This is a genomic window from Pseudoalteromonas sp. SIMBA_162 (genome assembly GCF_046535955.1).
GTDB classification, from domain to species: Bacteria; Pseudomonadota; Gammaproteobacteria; order Enterobacterales; family Alteromonadaceae; genus Pseudoalteromonas; species Pseudoalteromonas marina.
The window spans coordinates 152,206-170,355 of the sequence record NZ_JAWJBQ010000008.1 but is presented as its reverse complement, the minus strand read 5'-3'; the positions used below and the strand labels follow the sequence as shown (position 1 = coordinate 170,355).

At 40.2% G+C, this 18,150-nt stretch carries 16 protein-coding genes; 12 read left to right on the top strand and 4 right to left on the bottom strand.

Annotation, left to right across the window (positions count from 1 at the left end; genetic code table 11):
• Positions 1–567 precede the first annotated feature (567 nt).
• The gene (locus R0J88_RS08450; RefSeq protein ID WP_006791897.1) at positions 568–963 is read left to right on the top strand and encodes a hypothetical protein; all 396 of its coding nucleotides are present in this window, start codon (positions 568–570) and stop codon (positions 961–963) included.
• A 491-nt stretch (positions 964–1,454) separates the two neighbouring features.
• On the opposite strand, the gene pdsS is transcribed toward R0J88_RS08450, so the two are convergent.
• Together pdsS and pdsR are read right to left on the bottom strand one after the other, a co-directional pair.
• Complete coding sequence (gene pdsS / locus R0J88_RS08445) at positions 1,455–3,590, bottom strand: proteobacterial dedicated sortase system histidine kinase (RefSeq protein ID WP_410899659.1); 2,136 nt, start codon at positions 3,588–3,590, stop codon at positions 1,455–1,457.
• On the bottom strand, positions 3,590–4,279 hold the full coding sequence (pdsR, locus tag R0J88_RS08440; RefSeq protein WP_410899658.1) for a proteobacterial dedicated sortase system response regulator: 690 nt from the start codon (positions 4,277–4,279) through the stop codon (positions 3,590–3,592). Before pdsR ends, pdsS begins: the two co-directional genes overlap by 1 nt.
• A gap of 201 nt (positions 4,280–4,480) precedes the next feature.
• On the opposite strand from pdsR, the gene pdsO reads away from it, so the two are divergent.
• The 3 genes from pdsO to R0J88_RS08425 are packed head-to-tail and all read left to right on the top strand — an operon-like array spanning position 4,481 to position 7,825.
• Positions 4,481–5,215, top strand: a complete 735-nt coding sequence (gene pdsO / locus R0J88_RS08435) for a sortase-associated OmpA-like protein PdsO (protein ID WP_410899657.1) — start codon at positions 4,481–4,483, stop codon at positions 5,213–5,215.
• Between the two features lie 25 nt (positions 5,216–5,240).
• Positions 5,241–7,235, top strand: a complete 1,995-nt coding sequence (locus tag R0J88_RS08430) for a marine proteobacterial sortase target protein (RefSeq protein WP_410899656.1) — start codon at positions 5,241–5,243, stop codon at positions 7,233–7,235.
• Positions 7,232–7,825, top strand: a complete 594-nt coding sequence (locus tag R0J88_RS08425) for a class GN sortase (RefSeq protein ID WP_410899655.1) — start codon at positions 7,232–7,234, stop codon at positions 7,823–7,825. Before R0J88_RS08430 ends, R0J88_RS08425 begins: the two co-directional genes overlap by 4 nt.
• On the opposite strand, the gene R0J88_RS08420 is transcribed toward R0J88_RS08425, so the two are convergent.
• Entirely contained in the window at positions 7,720–8,679 is a 960-nt protein-coding gene (locus R0J88_RS08420) for a DMT family transporter (RefSeq protein WP_008130411.1), read from the bottom strand. The two genes, R0J88_RS08425 and R0J88_RS08420, sit on opposite strands and share 106 nt — an antisense overlap.
• Positions 8,680–8,796: 117 nt before the next feature.
• On the opposite strand from R0J88_RS08420, the gene proB reads away from it, so the two are divergent.
• The 4 genes from proB to gltX all read left to right on the top strand — a co-directional run bounded on the left by proB (position 8,797) and on the right by gltX (position 12,924).
• Positions 8,797–9,900: a glutamate 5-kinase gene (gene proB / locus R0J88_RS08415; protein WP_010555800.1), complete on the top strand. Its 1,104-nt coding sequence runs from the start codon at positions 8,797–8,799 to the stop codon at positions 9,898–9,900.
• Positions 9,901–10,002: 102 nt separating this feature from the next.
• Positions 10,003–10,962, top strand: coding sequence for a GGDEF domain-containing protein (locus R0J88_RS08410; RefSeq protein ID WP_006791908.1), 960 nt, complete (start codon positions 10,003–10,005; stop codon positions 10,960–10,962).
• Positions 10,963–11,034: 72 nt separating this feature from the next.
• The gene (locus tag R0J88_RS08405) at positions 11,035–11,394 is read left to right on the top strand and encodes a glutaredoxin family protein (protein WP_006791909.1); all 360 of its coding nucleotides are present in this window, start codon (positions 11,035–11,037) and stop codon (positions 11,392–11,394) included.
• Between the two features lie 45 nt (positions 11,395–11,439).
• Positions 11,440–12,924 carry a glutamate--tRNA ligase gene (gene gltX, locus R0J88_RS08400; protein WP_008130406.1) on the top strand — a complete coding sequence of 495 codons (1,485 nt, stop codon included), beginning with the start codon at positions 11,440–11,442 and terminating at the stop codon, positions 12,922–12,924.
• 96 nt (positions 12,925–13,020) lie between these two features.
• Here gltX and R0J88_RS08395 read toward each other — a convergent pair whose 3' ends face one another.
• On the bottom strand, positions 13,021–13,419 hold the full coding sequence (locus R0J88_RS08395) for a hypothetical protein (RefSeq protein ID WP_410899654.1): 399 nt from the start codon (positions 13,417–13,419) through the stop codon (positions 13,021–13,023).
• Positions 13,420–13,591: 172 nt separating this feature from the next.
• On the opposite strand from R0J88_RS08395, the gene R0J88_RS08390 reads away from it, so the two are divergent.
• From R0J88_RS08390 to R0J88_RS08375, 4 genes are all read left to right on the top strand, one after another.
• On the top strand, positions 13,592–14,293 hold the full coding sequence (locus R0J88_RS08390) for a DUF3581 domain-containing protein (RefSeq protein WP_008130402.1): 702 nt from the start codon (positions 13,592–13,594) through the stop codon (positions 14,291–14,293).
• 93 nt (positions 14,294–14,386) lie between these two features.
• Complete coding sequence (locus R0J88_RS08385; RefSeq protein WP_410899653.1) at positions 14,387–15,634, top strand: DEAD/DEAH box helicase; 1,248 nt, start codon at positions 14,387–14,389, stop codon at positions 15,632–15,634.
• Between the two features lie 240 nt (positions 15,635–15,874).
• Positions 15,875–16,414, top strand: coding sequence for a heme NO-binding domain-containing protein (locus R0J88_RS08380; RefSeq protein ID WP_010555805.1), 540 nt, complete (start codon positions 15,875–15,877; stop codon positions 16,412–16,414).
• Between the two features lie 2 nt (positions 16,415–16,416).
• Positions 16,417–18,150, top strand: coding sequence for a response regulator (locus R0J88_RS08375; protein WP_203984574.1), 1,734 nt, complete (start codon positions 16,417–16,419; stop codon positions 18,148–18,150).

Here is an 18,150-nt window from a genome sequence, read left to right as displayed (position 1 = left end):
TGGTCGAACTATAAGGCATTAAAGCAGGAAAATTTACAGTTGGCTGTTTTCACTGCGTTCAACATTTTAGCCAACTACAAATTTCCTCTTAATGAAGCGTTATGTACAAAGGATAGCTGTGAGAATAATTCTAGTTTTATTAACTCTTTTATTAAGTTCTTGTTCGTTAACCCGTTACACTGAGTTCGCATAATTAAGAGCTAGGAGCGATTTTTTCGATTCTCGAAAAGGAGTTTTTAAACGCTCACTTTGCTTCGTAAACCAAGAGAATGTAGAAGTTGCTTTACTCTTTACAAAAAGTGAAAAGCAGAAACTTTTTCGCTTTGCCAAACAAGACATACGCGATGGCAATGCTGGTTTAATCGATCTAGAAAAAATATGTGTTAGCAGTTATCCATATGAAATTAAGTATGGTGACAGTAAGGGGGAAATCAAAACAACTTGTTTTTCATCTTTACAAGATGATGAAGCTCAATTATTAAATTTTGTGTACGCCATTGAAGTAAACAACCACGCCAACACATTGCGTGTTAGGCAAGCGTTATGTAACTAAGTAAGAGGTAGCAAATGAGCAAAGAGGTTATAGGGAAGTACATTGCAATTTTAGGCTTATTGCTTTTTTGGGCATTTCCATTGGGAGTGGCAGATGCGTTTTACCCTATGTACTCATCATTCCAAGATATAAGTCTTTTTGGAACAAATGAACCTAAAATAAATCCAGAAGAAATATCAATGTTGAAATCTATTGTGGTCGGTTTTGGTATATTTATATTGGGGCTTATGTTTTTATTAATTTCCGTTATAGGCCTAAATTACCGAACTAATTGGCTGTTTTGGACTTTGTTAACTTATTCAATTTTATTACTTTTTCTAATTCCTATTGGTTCATTTTTGGGATTGATGGGGTTGATAACGTTAAGTTTAAATAGGAAAAAATTCGGGGTAGTTGTCCACGTTAGATAACAAATGGATTAAGAGGGACGGAATATAAGAGCTGTATTCCGCCGCTTGTTCAAGGTATTACAGTAAGAGGAGTTCCTACAATGGTTCGTCAATCACGTAAATTTAAAATATTTGCTGCAATAATTACCATCCCACTATTTGCGGTGTTTTTATTCGGGTACAGCTTTATTATCTTTATGTATGCTGATGGGTTAAGCAACATTAAGCACTACTTATTACTCGGTTTAGGTTTTATTGGTATTCTTTTGTGGGTAAAAATGTCCGTGAATATGATTAAAGATATAAGATTGATTAAGGTGTAATAACAAGAAAGATATGCGTTCAATTCATTTTTTTCGTTTTGATGCCCGTTTACCCACTACTTTATACTTTGCTCGCCGTTTTTCTAATGGTTTGTAATCAGCAGGTATTAAGCTCCTTGGTTTAATTAAGTCTTACAAGTTTCCCCGCTAGGCTAGGCTAAAACTAATCAATATTAAAAGCTCATTCAACTAATTTGCTAATGGCAAACTCACTGTAAAAGTGACCCCATTATTTTGTGTATTATTTTGCGCAGTTACACTGCCTTTATGGTAATCGCACACCAGCCTTACAATATAAAGCCCCAAGCCTAAATGCGGTTGTTGCTGCATGTGCTGGCTGCGCACAGACACCATAGAATCAAATATGTGCTCGCTCAACCCTTCGGGTAATAATGGGCCTGTGTTACTTACGCTAAGAACTGCTTGTGTATCTTTGCTTTGTAACGTTACGTTAATCGCGGTATTAGCTTGGCTAAACTCTAATGCGTTATTAATGAGCTTATCAAGCAGCTGCGCTATAAACTCAGGTGCGCCTTGCATGGGTAATTTGTTTTGGCATACATCAAGCGTAAATAACTGGTTTGGGTAAGTAAGCTGATAGCCTTGCATGCAACCATTTATTACTTTTTGTAAATCAAAAGGCTCAGGCTCGTTACTTTGAATGCTTTGCTCAAGGCGAGTAGCCTCACTCATGGTGGTGATAATTTTACCTAAGCGCTCAACGCCTTCACTGGCGCGATCGAGGTATTTTTGGCTAAGTTCGGTTTGTTCCAAACTTTGTAAGTTTTCAAGGGATGATCGCACCACGGCAACAGGCGTGCGTAGTTCGTGAGATAAACGCGACGACATGTTTTCTAAATAGTCGGTATAGCCGCCCAATCGGCTCACAATATTAGCAAAGCTACGCGACAGGTCGCCAATTTCATCATTAGAATCACTGTAACTAATACTGCCAGTAACACGCCCTTGTGCATCTATTGCTTGCTCTGCGGTATCGCGAAGGCGCCTAATACGGCTCGATATTCGTGATGCAAAAAAGAATAAAGTCACGGTACCAATTAGCATAACGGCTAAAATAACGTTAAATAACTTTTCGAGCGATTTATTACGAAGCGTACGCACACCATTTGTAGTTTCCTCTGCTATTACTGCACCAATGACTTTGTCTTCAATCCAAATAGGGTAGGCGGCAGATAAAATAACGGCTTTGCTGTCGGGGGTGAGCCGCCAAGACGATGCAGGTTGGCCTTTTAATGCATTAGCTAAATGACTGCCTTGCATAGATGCTACGTCGTGTAGGGTATCTATAAATTCGTTTTCGGGACGGGTTAAAATTTTATAATAAAGTGGGTGCAAATAGGTTTGCTCAAAGCGTTGCCAGGCATTTTTGGGTGGCTGATTTTTAAGGCCATCGGCCCATACACCATCAGCGTTTTGAATCGTGCCCGATTGCGCAAGTACGCGGTGATGATTGTCTACCACCCATATACGGCTGCCACTGTGGCCCATCCCTTTTAAAATGCGGCTAATTTCTGGTGAAGGCACAAGCACTGAGCCTAAATCGCTTGGGTTATTTAAATTAGAGGTCGACATAACGTTAGCGTTAGGTAACTCGCTTAAGCTATCGGTATCTACAATAGCAAAGCCCAGTTTGTTTCCTAGCATGGCTAACGGAAAGCGCAGTTCAACGGTGTAGCCTGTTTGGGTGCGTTTAAAATAGCCCTGAATTTTTGTAAATGGTGCTTTGGTGTCTGCATTAAATGCATTAACCCAGCCGTCTTGCCTTGGGGCGATGATATAGGTATTAAATTGGCCATCAGGGGCTTTTAAACCAATTTTTAAATGGTCGTTATTAGTAATGCTTAAGCTGTTTTTAGCACGATAAATAAGTGTGTTGTCGGTAACATTAAAAACGGCATATAAGTAGTTATCAAATTTACCTACCATGTGGTCGAACGATAAATCGCTGGCTTGGTGATCTTTATTAGTTTTTTGTAAATAGCGTTTATCGTAATGCCAAAATAACGGTTTGTAGGGTTCCCAGTCGGTTAGTTTGCCGTCGAGCTGAATTGGGTTTTTTAAGTTGTAGGCGTATAAATCGCGGCCTTTTATTACTTGGTCTAAAAAGTTAGTTTGCTCGTCAAATAAGGCTGGACGTTCGTGCAGAGCAGTGGCAAGTGCACGCGTTGTGCCTACGAGTGTTTTTTCTTGGCCTTGGCGTAAAAACTTTTCCATTTCCCATACGTACTCGTAGCCTAGCCACGGCAGTAAAAATAAAAAACAAGAAAGCACAATAAACTTACTACGCAGGCCAAATCTAAGCATTAATGCTGCTCCCACCTATAACCCATACCATACACGGTATCGATACAATCAAATTGTGAGTCGAGGGCTATAAACTTTTTGCGAATGCGTTTAACGTGAGAGGTGATGGTGCTGTCGTCCACATATATTTTTGCATCGCTCATTAAATCGTTACGGCTTTTTACATGGCCTGGGCGCTGCGCCAGTGAATGTAGCATCCAAAATTCGGTCACGGTTAAATCCACTAATTGCTGTTGCCAAAATACCTGCATGCGTTGAGTGTCGAGCGTTAACTGCCCGCGTGTTATAAGTGCATTGGCATCGGCAGGGTGTTCAAGGGCTTCCATTCTGCGAAATAATGCGCCTATTCGGGCTGCTAAATGTGCCAAGCTAATGTCTTTTGTTAAGTAGTCGTCAGCGCCCATACGTAAGCCGCAAACCGTATCTATTTCGCTATCGCGTGCGGTTAAAAAAATAATAGGGAGCGTTTTAGATAAGGTACGCAGGGTTTGGCATAGTAAAAAGCCGCCATCAATTTCGTGGCCAAGGCCTATATCAACGATGGCTAAATCGGGGAGTGCGTCTTTAAATGCATTTTCTGCCGTTATGCGGTTGCTGTAACCACTCACTTGGTAGCCTTGTGCGCCTAACATTTCCATGTAGTTTTCGCGAATGGCGGTTTCATCTTCAATGATGGCTATTTTTTTCATTCTACACACCCTTATTTATTTTAAAACGCACTATATCGAAGTTTTTCAGCTATGTACGGTTAAAAAGGCAATTGCCATTTTTTTGCCACAATTGCTCAGCGGTTTGCCATTTTTGCTCCCCTTTGTTGCCACTTGGTGTTGTTTTAATGCACCTATCGAAACAAAACATCACAAAGTTAAATCAATTTTAAGGATCATATTATGAAGAAGACATTAATCGCGCTAACGCTTGTTGCTAGTTTTTCTGCCCCGACATTTTCATCGGCATCTGAACATTCGCCCTCAAAAGAAGCAACTCAAGAAACCGCAATAGGTTTAGGTACAGGCGCTATTATTGGTGGTGTGGTTGGTGGACCCATTGGTGCGTTTTTAGGCGCATTTGCTGGTGGCTTAATTGGTGATGCAAAAGTCGCCGACAACAAACTTGATGAACAACAACGCGCCTTGGCAGTAATGAAACAAAAAACCAACGACTATCAACACGTACTTAATCATAACAACTTGTTAGAGCAGCAATTAGAGGTGCTAGCACAGCAAAACGAGCAGTTAACACAATCTCAAATTAATAACCTGCTTGCAATGACCGTTCAATTTAAAACTGGTTCAAGCACTATAGCGCCTCACTTTGCTAAGCAGCTCGACCAGTTAGTTGTACTTTTAAACAACCAACCTCAATTAGCGCTTGATTTAAGTGGCTTTGCCGACCAACGAGGAGATGAACAGGCTAATTTTTTACTGTCTAAAAAACGTGTAAATGCAGTGCAAAGTTATTTAATAAAACACGGCGTTAGCCACAAACGTTTAAGTACGCAAGCCTTTGGTGAACAACACACATTGGCAAATAGCAATACCACAGAAGATAACTTTTTTGACCGTCGAGTAACGCTGACTACCCGTTCACTAGCGCCTGTAAATGGCCAAACGGCGAGTAACTAATTTTAGCATTCGATGGAGTGATTTTATGTTGAGTAACCCAACCAAAATGCTTGTTAAGGCAAGCATTTTTATATTCACGGCAATAGCGCTATTAGCAAGTAATAGCAGCTATGCGCAATCGCCAAAGCTTGAACTAACCGATACCTTAGGTAAGCCCGTTAGCCCTGCCATAATATTAAAAAGCGACGCTCATATGACAGTAACAGGGTTAATTAACCATGTTGTAGTTAAGCAAACTTATCAAAACGAAAACCCATATGCGGTGAATGCACGTTATGTGTTTCCACTACCCGACGAAAGTGCAGTGCACGCCATGACAATGCGTATTGGTGAGCGCGTTATTAAAGGGCACATTGATAAAAAAATTGAGGCCGAAAAAAAATACGCACAAGCTCAAAAGGCAGGAAAGCAGGCTGCATTGGTGCGTCAACAACGGGCAAATATGTTTGTCACTAATGTGGCAAATATTGGTCCTGGTGAACAGGTGGCCATTGAGCTTGAGTATCAAGAAATTATTAATTACCGCAGTGGCACTTTTACCATTCGTTTCCCTACCACAATTACGCCGCGCTACCATGCAATAAATGGCACATTAGAGCAGCCTAGTTCAAGCCTTATGGATCAAAACTTACCACCCAGTGGTTGGCTAAGCCCGGTATATAACGTTCAAAAAAATAATGATGCACCTAGCAGTGAGTTTACTTTAAACATAGACATAGATGTGGGGTTAGAGCTTGTTGATATAACCTCTAAACATCACCGTATTAATTTTAATAATCCCGCGTTTGGGCAATATAAAATAGCACTGAACGATACAAATGGGGCTAATCGTGACTTTGTTTTAGCGTTTAAGCCGCTTCAAAAAGAAAACGCGCAAGCAGCCTTTTTTACCCAGCAGTTTGAAAATGCAGACCGCTATGGCCTTGCTATGGTAATGCCGCCAGGGGATCATTTTACGCAAACTCAGCGCTTACCCCGAGAAATGGTATTTGTAGTAGATACATCTGGCTCAATGCATGGGCAGTCTATTGAGCAGGCCAAAAAGGCATTATTTTATGCGCTGTCGTTACTTGAAAGCGACGACAGTTTTAACATTATTGGTTTTGATAATAATGTCACCGCCATGAGTGATAAGCCTCTTATAGCCAGTGATTTTAACTTACGCCGAGCAGAGCGTTTTATTTACAGCCTTGAAGCCGATGGTGGCACCGAAATACAAGGCGCGCTTGACGCGGTACTTGATGGCAGTACGTTTGATGGTTTTGTACGCCAAGTAGTGTTTTTAACAGACGGCAGTGTAAGTAACGAAGCTACTCTATTTAAAAATATTCAGGCTAAATTAGGTGATAGCCGTTTATTTACGGTAGGAATTGGTAGTGCTCCTAATAGCTTTTTTATGCGCCGTGCAGCCGATATAGGAAAAGGCACATTTACTTTTATCGGCAGCACACAAGAAGTACAGCCTAAAATGGAGCAGTTATTTGATAAGCTCGCCCACCCAGCCATTACAGACCTCGCTTTAAGCGATGAAAACGGTAACAGCTTAGATTTTTGGCCGTCACCACTGCCTGATTTATATTTTGGTGAGCCAGTTATGGTTGCTATAAAACTTAATGATGCTAAAAGTGTGATATTTACAGGGCAAACAGCACAAGGGCCTTTAAGTATCAAATTAAGCACACAAAATAGCTCTCAAGCCAAAGGCATAGCAAAATTGTGGGCGCGTCAAAAAATTAAGTCACTACTTTTATATAACGAGCAAAGTAGTGTTAAAGACGAGGTGCAAAAATTAGCTTTAACGCATCAGCTTTTAAGTCCATTTACTGCGTTTATTGCCATTGAACACACTCAAATTAAAGACGTTGCAGATCAAACTGCGCAAGCCGCTAACCAAGTCCCGCAAGGAATGGAAATGCGTTTGCCGCAAACCGATGGTCAAAGTAGGCTGCATATAATGTTGGGTAGTATGTTACTTATAACGTTTGGTGCTCTTAAATTAAAAAGACGCGTTAAAACATGAAAAAGTGGTTAAGTGCAGGGCTATTAATTGCTGGGCTCAGCTTGTTTGGCCACGGTGTGTATATGCAAGCAAAGGCATGGCTTGCACAAGTGCTTATTGAGCATGCGTGGCAGCAAGCTCTTGCAGAGCCGGGTAAAAAAGTAAAACCGTGGTTTTATGCTGACAGTTTTGTAACCGCGCAGCTTCACTTTCCATCGCATAAAAAAACGTTAAGTGTGCTCGGTGGTGCGAGTGGTCGAAATTTAGCATTTGCACCAAGCCATTTTTTGCCCGCGGGGGAATTGGGCAATCGCCAGAAGGGATCGTTAATAGCAGGTCATAACGACACCCACTTTGCGTTTTTACAGCACGCCAAAGTGGGGGATCAGTTTACTATGCAGTTACAAAGCGGGGAGTTACAGCAGTATAAAGTCACGGCGGTTGATATAATTCATCAATCGCAGCATGACTTTTTACGCACACCGGGGCTTTATTTACTTACCTGTTATCCCTTTGATGCATTAGCGTCGGGCACCGATTTGAGGTTATTGGTATCGGCAGAAATATCTTCACCAGATTCACTAAGTGGTATATCAACAACAAGCTCTTGATGGCGCTGACTAACCATAACGCCAATAAATACCACAAAAATACTAAGCCACTGCCAAAGTGTAAGTACTTCTCCCAAAATAATGGCCGATAAAATAAGTGTAAAAATAGGAATTAAATTTGAATACGCCGCTGCAGTAAGCACCGATACCTTGCTAATTGCATAGTTGTACATACCGTAGCCGCCTAAAGTAACGCAAGAGCCTAAATATAAAATACTCATAAGTGCCGTTAGGTCGTGTTGATTTTCGCTGGGTAGGTCAATAAAAAATAAAAAGGGGGCAAAAAACAAACTCCCGCTAATGCCTTGTAATGCAATTAAAGTCAGTGGTGAATACCGGTTTGCTAAGTGCTTAATACTAACAGTATAAAATGCAGCGCACACCATAGCCATTAACTCTAAAAAGTTACCCAATATAGGATTAGGCGCTTGTTCTGAACTTGGTGAGAGCAGCGTAAGTAAAATACTGCCGCCAATACATAGCGTAAAGCCCACTACAATGGCTTTACTTATGTATTCTTTGAGCATAAAAAATGCTAAAAACGCCACTATTATTGGCAAGCACGACACAATAACACCCGCCTGAGATGCCGATGTATATTCCATTGCGTGGCCTTCAAATAAAAAGTACAAGCAAGGCTCAGCAAGCGACATGCCTACTAAATACTTCCAATCACCTTTTTGATATTCAAAGCGAATAACATAACGCCATAAACACAATGAAATAACGAGCGTAGTAAGCATACGTAAAAATATCACTAATGCTGGATCGTAAATGGCAATGGCGTATTTAAGCGCTATAAACGAACTGCCCCATAAAAAAGTGGCAATAATTAAACATAAACTGGCAGGCATAAGACGTAATTTAAACAATAAAATATAGCGCGATCCTAGCATGAATATTTTTAACTTGTTCAAAAATACCGAGCTGGTATAAGTTAAATCATAATAAAATTTTAATAGCTAAAAACAATGCAAAGGGAACAGATAATAGTTGTAAAGTTAGGTACAAGCGTACTAACTGGTGGCACCGATAAACTAGATAAAGCTCATATGGTTGAGTTAGTTCGCCAATGCTGCGAGCTTAAAAAGCAGGGGCATCAGGTTGTTATGGTATCGAGCGGCGCCGTAGCTGCAGGCCGTGAGCAACTATTAAAATCCTGTGGTACGAGCTTAGTGGATAAACAAATGTTAGCCGCCATTGGGCAGGGCCAACTTATTCATATATGGCAAAGTTTATTTGCCTTGTATGGTGTAAACGTAGGGCAAATGCTGCTAACACGCGCTGATGTTGATGACAGAGAGCGATACTTAAACGCACGCGATACATTAACGGCCTTACTTAGTTACAACGTGGTGCCTATTATAAATGAAAACGATGCGGTGGCGACAAGCGAAATAAAAGTGGGTGATAACGATAACCTATCGGCCTTGGTGGCTATATTAGCTAATGCAGACAAATTACTATTACTTACCGATCAAGACGGCTTGTTTACCAGCGATCCGCGCACCAATGCCGATGCAAAGCTTATTGACGAAGTAACTCACATAAACGATGAACTGCGTCAACTTGCTGGTGGCAGCGGTACAAGCTTAGGCACTGGCGGTATGGCAACAAAGCTGCAAGCGGCTGATATAGCAAGGCGTGCAGGCGTTGAAGTCATTATTGCCAAAGGCGCTGGCAGCAATGTTATTTTAAAATGCATGAGCGAGCAATTACCGGGTACTCGCTTTTTAAAGTTAACAGCGCCTAAAGATGGTCGCAAAAAATGGTTATTAGCCGGGCCTAAAAGTAATGGGCAAATAGCAATAGACACAGGCGCTATTAGTGCGCTGCAAAATAATGGGGCAAGTTTATTGGCCAAAGGAGTCACTTGTGCCTTTGGGGATTTTGAGCGTGGTGATTTAATAGATTTGATTGATACAAATAACCAAGTAATTGCGCGTGGTTTAACCCGCTTTAGTCGCTCGGAGGTTAATAAAATTAAAGGCGCACATTCAAAAAATATTGCACAGTTACTTAGTTATGACGCTGGGGCAGAAGTATTGCATAGGGATGATTTGGTACTACTTTAATGCTTAGCTAAAAAGCATGTATTTTAATTAACTGTCTAATTATTTAGTAAAGTTATAGATTACGTCTACAATGGTTAAAAATTATTCAAATTGGGTGTGGCAATGCAAGCCAATTCATGTGGCCACGAGTGGGTAGTCGAACTCACTTGTCAGGAAGACGAAAGCCATTTAGATTCGGCTTTAATAGACGTGCTAGGTGACTTACTAAGCGTCGATAATTTTGCGATTTACATAAACAAGCACGTTACCTTGCAAGCCCCACCAATACTGATAAACACACACAGCAACTTAACATACCTAGAGCCCAATCAAGCCCAATTAATACTTAATAAAGCAACACCTAGTAAAACAAGGGTTGTTCATACGACTGATGATGTAACAACATACATCCCGGTTAATCATAGCGATACTATTCTGGGTGTTTTAATAATTAAAACCAAGCAGTTAATAACCGATAGAATAAGTGCATTAGCGATGTACATTTTAAATGTGTATGCGAATCAATTATGGATTTTGCATAAGTCGCGGCTTGATCCTTTAACGGGGCTTTTAAATCGGCAAACCTTTGACAAAAAAGTAATGGAAATAGTCACCGGTAATGGTTTTTTATTACCCCGAGAGCAAGCAGATACAAAACGCTGTTGGTATTTAGCCATTGTTGACATTGATTTATTTAAAAATGTTAACGATACATTTGGCCATGTAGTTGGCGACGGTGTAATTGCACAAGTTGCTAAACTCATAAAAAATAATTTTAGAATTGAAGATTATGCTTTTAGATACGGAGGGGAAGAGTTTGCAATAGTGTTTCAGTCGCAAACAAATACGGATGCACTTAATGCACTCACTCGTTTACGACAGCGAGTAGCCAGTCATGATTTTGAGCACATACAGCAGTTAACAATTAGCATTGGCTTTTTAGAGCTACAAAGCGCTGATACCGTTTCAAGCATAGTAAACCAAGCCGACATGGCGTTATATCACTCAAAAAAAACAGGACGGAATAAGGTGACATCATGTCACGAACTTACGCTCAGCAAAGAAGTCAGGATTTCTCAATAGTATTGAGCTTTTTTGATTGTAAATTTGTGCTAAAATCTGGCTCCTTAAATTGTTGTAGTCAGAGTATTAAGCATGAAATTCGTTCGTTGGTTTTTAGGTTGTATAATTTTATTCTTTAATTTTATATTTACTCCTCGTAGTAAAAAGCGTGCAAGCGAAGAGCAAGCCAAGCTTGATCTACAAACCTCTCATTTTAAACTTTATCAATTTAAAGCATGCCCGTTTTGTGTGAAAGTACGTCGTGCTATTAAGCGCGAAGGCTTAAACATAGAAACACGCGATGCAAAAGACAATGAGCAATATCGTCAAGAGCTACTAGAACAAGGTGGCAAAATAAAAGTGCCTTGTTTACGTATAGAGCAAAATGGCCAAACTCAATGGCTTTACGAATCTAACGATATTATTGCGTACTTAAATAAAGTAGCTGCTTAAACGATTCATTTAATTTTTATCTCACTTATTTAAAGAGACATTATCATGACAATCCGTACTCGTGTTGCCCCGTCACCTACTGGTGACCCGCATCTTGGCACCGCTTATATTGCATTATTTAACTACTGTTTTGCTAAGCAGCAAGGCGGCGAATTTGTTCTTCGTATCGAAGATACAGACCAAGTACGAAGCACACCTGAGTCGGAACAAGCGATAATGGATAGCCTACGTTGGTTAGGTCTTGAGTGGGATCATGGCCCTGATGTAGGCGGTGAATTTGGCCCGTACCGTCAGTCTGAACGTAGCGATTTATATAAAAAATACGCGCACCAACTAGTTGAGCAAGGCAAAGCATTTTACTGTTTTGCAACAAGCGAAGAGCTTGACCAAATGCGCGAAGAGCAAATGGCTGAGGGTCTGCGTCCTAAATACGACGGTCGTGGTTTAAACCACACAGAAGACGAAATTAAAGCTAACCTAGCTGCAGGTAAGCCTTACGTTATCCGTATGAAAATTCCAAGCGAAGGGACCTTTAAGTTCAACGACTACCTACGCGACGAAATTGAGATCCCGTGGGAAAACGTAGACATGCAAGTGCTATTAAAAGCCGATGGCTTCCCAACGTATTTCTTAGCAAATGTGGTAGACGATCACCACATGCAAATTAGCCATATTTTCCGTGGTGAAGAGTGGATTAACTCAGCACCTAAACTATTAAAGCTTTACGAGGATTTTGGTTGGGAAGCGCCAGTACTTGGGCACCTGCCATTATTACGTAACCCAGATAAGTCAAAGCTTTCTAAGCGTAAAAACCCTACAAGTATCAATTACTACAAAGAAATGGGTTACTTACCAGAAGCGGTACTTAACTACTTAGGCCGCATGGGCTGGTCAATGCCAGACGAGCGAGAAAAGTTCACACTTGATGAAATGATTGAACACTTTGACATGAAGCGTGTATCGCTTGGTGGCCCAGTATTTGACGTAGATAAGTTAAGCTGGTTAAACGGGACGTGGATCCGCGAAAACTTGACTGACGAAGAGCTTGTGCAGCGCTTTGTTGATTGGAAGTTTAATGGCGAAATGCTAGCTAAAGTATTACCAGAAGCTAAAACGCGTATTAATACGCTGTCGGATATGGTTGATTTAGCAGGTCATTTTGTAGGTGGTATTCCAACTTACGACCCAGCACTGTTAACGGCGGGCAAAGCCGACGAAAATGTAATACGCCAAGCGCTACAATTTTTTGTATGGCAATTAGAAGGCTTACGTAGTTTTGATAAGCCAGCTATTTTTGCCATTGCAAAAGAGGTTGCCACATTCCACGAGCTTAAAATTAAAGACTTTTTAGAGCCAATATTTGTAGCAATCACGGGTAAAACGTCATCGACGTCGGTACTTGATGCAATGGAAATTTTAGGCTCTGACCTATCACGTGCGCGTTTACGTGTAGCACTTGCTCATTTAGGTATTTCTAAAAAACAAGCTAAAAATATTGAGCGTGCGTACCGCACATACCCAAGCGCATAATCTTTAGTCATACTTTTTAAAAAGCCGAGCTTATTAAATAAGCTCGGCTTTTTTGTTTTAGGGAGCCAGTGTTAATTAGTTCTGGTATTACTGCATTTATTTCAAGTCGTAAGCTTGACCCGTACAAGTAACCGAAATGTCGCAATAAGATTGAGGAGTTTCTCTACAAGAATTAATAGTAAAGGCATTACCGCCTCTGCGCATTGCATCCGCTTTAAGTGAATCAATGGCACTTGATTTAGCGCGATTGTAACTAACGTTACTGTTTGTACCTCGGCCATCTCCATGACAGCTCTCGCCTTCAATTCGACCTAATAATGAAGCACCACTTTCGTGGGCTTGTTGGTCACTATAAAATTGGTGAAGGTCTCTTTTATTTACATAAGTACCAATTTCATCGCCTAAAACATCGTTGTTTATATTGGTATGGTAAGTAACGCCAGAACACCCTGTTAGAGCAGTTAGCACACAGGTTACAGCAAAAATACGCAGCATAATGATTAATCCCTTAGTTATTGTTGGCTTAAGAGCAAATTATCAATAAAAACAAAAGCAAGCAAAACAAAAACAAAAGTAAGTTGTATCATTTTGTAAGTGATTCGACCTCTCTTTAAATTTTTTCTGGTAGTATGGGTAAGTTATAAGCAGTTTAAGCAGTGAACAAACTATGTTAAGTCCTTACTTTCAGCAGCACGCTGATTATGTTTCTATCTCTCGTGAGCAAGGGTGTCGTTTCGCAAAGTGCGTTGCAGATGATTACAATCCACTTCATGACAAAGATGCCAAAAAGTTTTGCGCGCCAGGAGACTTACTTTTTTCTTTAGTGTTAGACCGCTACGGTATAAGTGAGCGAATGGAATTTACCTTTGCTGGCATGGTTGACGAAAATACCAAACTTAACTTTCCACAAGGGGATGATGAGTTTGATGTAACCAACGGCGATAAAGTAATTTTAAAGGTAAAGCGCGAAGGTAAAACCAGCAAATGCCCAACACTTACTAATAGCTTAATAAAAAACTATGTTGAGTTTTCTGGTGCAGCTTTCCCGCATGTCATTATTCCGCTAATGGGTAAGCAAGATGTAATGATTAACCCAGCGCGCCCTATGGTTATTTACGAATCGATGATTATTAATCTTGATAACATTGAGATTAAAGCACCAACGCTTGAATTTGCAGAGCCAAGCTTTGAATATACAGGTAAACGCGGCAAAATTACTCTGCGCTTTAACCTATTAGAAAACGGCGAAAAAGTTGGTTTTGGTGAAAAGCACATGGTGGTGTCGGGTATTCGTGAATACTGCCAAGCAACGGTTGATGACTTAATCGCATTTTATAATGAGCGAAAAGCGACCTTAAAACCGGTTTAAAATCAGCATTTAAAAAAGGCGCTATTGATAGCGCCTTTTTTATTGCTAAAGCTCAGGTATAATGGCGCTCTTTGTTATTTTAAAGCTAAGCCTATGTCTGCTACATCATTTTCATCACTTAATCTCGACCCGTTATTATTAACAGCGATTGAGCAAAATAATTACACTACGCCAACCGCAATTCAGATTAAAACTATTCCGCCAATTCTCGCGGGCAACGATGTAATGGGCAGCGCGCAAACTGGCACAGGTAAAACAGCCGCCTTTGTATTGCCACTACTACATAAGCTTTTAAATACACCTAAAAAGGATGAGCCAGGCATTGCTCGAGTGGTCATTTTAACGCCTACGCGTGAGCTTGCTCAGCAAGTGTTTGCCAGCTTTGAAAAGTACGCACAAGGCACTAACATTCAGGGCGCTTTAGCGTATGGCGGCGCAAGTATTGGCCCGCAAATTAAAGCACTGAAAACGGCGCAAGTGATAGTAGCAACACCAGGTCGCTTGCTCGATCATATAGTTAAAGGCAGTGTGGTGCTTTCTAGTGTTGATTCATTAGTATTTGATGAAGCCGACCGCATGCTCGACATGGGCTTTATTGATGAAATAAAACGTATTTTGCGCCACATTCCAGGCGATCGCCAAACCTTATTGTTTTCAGCCACATTCGATGACAGCGTGTTTGAGCTAAGTAAAAAGCTACTTAAAAACCCCGAGCTGATTGAAGTTGATAAACGTAACTCGGCTGCCGTTGAAGTAGAACAAATTATTTACGCAGTTGATGAAGACCGTAAGCGCGAACTTGTATCGCATATGATCGGCATGAAAAATTGGCGCCAAGTACTTATATTTACGCGCACCAAACAAATGGCCGATAAGCTTGCCAAAGAAATGTGTAAAGACGGTTTAAAAACCGAATCCATTCATGGCGATAAATCGCAAGGCGCGCGCGACCGTGCACTACAAAACTTTAAAGAAGGTACTACTCGCGTATTAGTTGCCACCGATGTAGCTGCCCGTGGTTTAGATATTCCAGCCCTTAAATACGTAATTAACTTTGAATTGCCATACATAGCTGAAGATTATGTCCACCGCATAGGCCGTACGGGTCGCGCAGGCGAGCAAGGGCTTGCTATGTCATTAGTTAGTATTGACGAGCAATGGTTACTTGAAGAAATTGAAGTACTGCTTGATACGCGTTTAGCACCACAATGGTTAGAAGGTTACGAGCCTGACTTAAACAAAGCCCCTAAAGATAACCGAAAAAACACCAATAAAGCGCGTAAAGATCGTGACAAAAAGCGTATTACAGGTAAAAGGGCACCAAGCAGACGACGAAAATAATAGCCAATAGCATGGGGCAGTTAATGCCCCATTTAGTGATAAAAAATGAGTTTTAAATAGTATTTAGCAATTTTATACACATCCGCTGCGCTTATTTTAATGGTCTCTTTTACATAAAGCGGCTAAATAAATCCCCCCCCTTTAAATAGCAATACTTTGTAAGTGTTTTTTCTTCTTACAAATGTGCATTATTACAGTTTAAATCTATACTTAATCTACGACTAATAGGTTGGTAGAGCGATGAAAGGTATTATTTTTACTGAATTTTTAGAAATGGTCGAAAGCACATTTTCACCTGCCGTTGCCGATCAAATTATTGTACAAAACGAACTGGATTCCAATGGGATTTACACCAGCGTTGGTAACTATAACAAGCAAGAGCTTTTAAAATTAGTGACTTCGTTGAGCAACATCGTCGATGTTCCAGTAGATGTACTGGTTAAAGAGTACGGAAAATATCTGTTAACGCGCTTCTTGGTTTACTATCCACAGTTTTTTGAAAATCTCACTACCACGTTTGATTTTTTAGATACCATAGATAGGCACGTACATGTAGAAGTTGAAAAATTGTACACCGACGTTGAGTTACCTAGTTTTCAAACCAAGCGATTAAGTGATACTCAAATGCAGATGGTTTACCATTCGAGTAATCCCTTTGCAGTGCTCGCTGAGGGGTTAATAGAAGGTGCAGCCGAGCATTTTAAGGAAAATATCAGCATACGCAGCGATATCAGTGACGATCATCAAGTTGCTACATTTAACTTAACTCTGGTCGGTTAAATATGGATGTAGCTCTTTTACAGCGCAGATTAGAACGAGAGCGTTTGGCACGAAAAGAAGCTGAAAAACTACTTGAAGCCAAATCGTTACAGCTTTACGAAGCCAATAAGGTACTCAAAGGTGCGGCTGAAAATTTGGAGCAGGAGGTTGCTAACAGAACTCACGACCTTGAACTGGCTAAACAAGATGCAGAAGCTGCGAATGAGGCTAAATCAGACTTTTTAGCAAACATGAGCCATGAGATTCGCACCCCGATGAATGCCATAATAGGCATGGCTTATTTGGCTTTAGATACTGAGCTTTCGGAAAAACAGCGCGACTATGTTGAAAAAATTCATTATTCGGCAGAGTCTTTATTAGGGATCATCAACGATATTTTAGACTTTTCAAAGGTTGAAGCGGGTAAAATAGAGCTAGAACAAAAAGAATTCAATTTTAATACCTTCCTAGAAAATCTTGTAAATATTATTAGCACGCTAGCATCACAAAGAAAAATTGAAGTGGTGTTTGATATTGACCCCTTACTGCCTGACTTTTTTATTGGTGATGCATTAAGACTCAACCAAGTACTATTAAATCTGTTAAATAATGCACTTAAATTTTCAACACGGGGTAAGGTTATATTAGCTGTAAAACTAGTTCAGAAAGTAGATAGTTATTGCAGTGTTGCTTTTTCTATTTCAGATAACGGCATTGGGATGACCCAAGCACAAGTTGACTCACTATTTAAACCTTTTACTCAGGCTGACGTATCGACAACCCGAAAGTTTGGTGGAACGGGGCTTGGTTTGGTAATAAGCAAAACATTGGTCGAACTAATGCAGGGCGATATTACAGTAAACAGCAAATTAAATAAGGGGAGCTGCTTTAGTTTTACTATTCCACTAAATTATTCGACTAAGCAAAATGAGTTTGACATTTCACATATTAGAGCCAAGCGAGCACTTGTTATTGAGAGTTCAGATAGTCAGTTAACATCATTACAAACGCTGCTTTTAGGTTTTGAAGTAAAATTTGACACTGTAAATAACATCAACCAAGTATTAGACCGGCTAGGTATGCTACATGATTACGATTTTATATTTATAGATTGGCGAACGTTAAATTTAAATCATGATAGTGCTGCGCAGTCTTTGCGCAATAAGCTTAAATTAAATGCAAAAAAGCTAATTGTAATAGCGCCTTGTGAAAATAAAGCGCTAAACGAAAGCCTACTAGGGTTTGGTAATAACACTTATAAAATACTTATAAAACCAATAATTAAAAGTACTTTGCATAACGTGCTTTTACAAATTATGCATATAAAAACACTGAAAAAACCAGAATCGCAAGAGAGCTTAAATACACAAAACACACTACAAAAACTGCAAGGCATTCATATTTTATTGGTTGAAGATAACCCGCTCAATCAACAAGTAGCAACACAAATACTGCGTAAAAATGGCTTGATTGTTGATATTGCTAACGATGGCCTTGAGGCATTAGATGCGCTAAAACATAAAACTTACGATGGTGTGTTAATGGACTGCCAAATGCCTAGAATGGATGGTTATACGGCAGCCATAGAAATAAAAAAACAAGCAAAGTTTAAAAATTTACCCATCATTGCAATGACTGCTAATACAAGAGAAACCGATTTATTAAAGGCGCAAGACTGCGGTATGAATGGCTATATTTCAAAGCCCATTAAGGTTGAAAGTATGTTTGAAGTAATAGCAAAGTGGGTGTGTATTTAA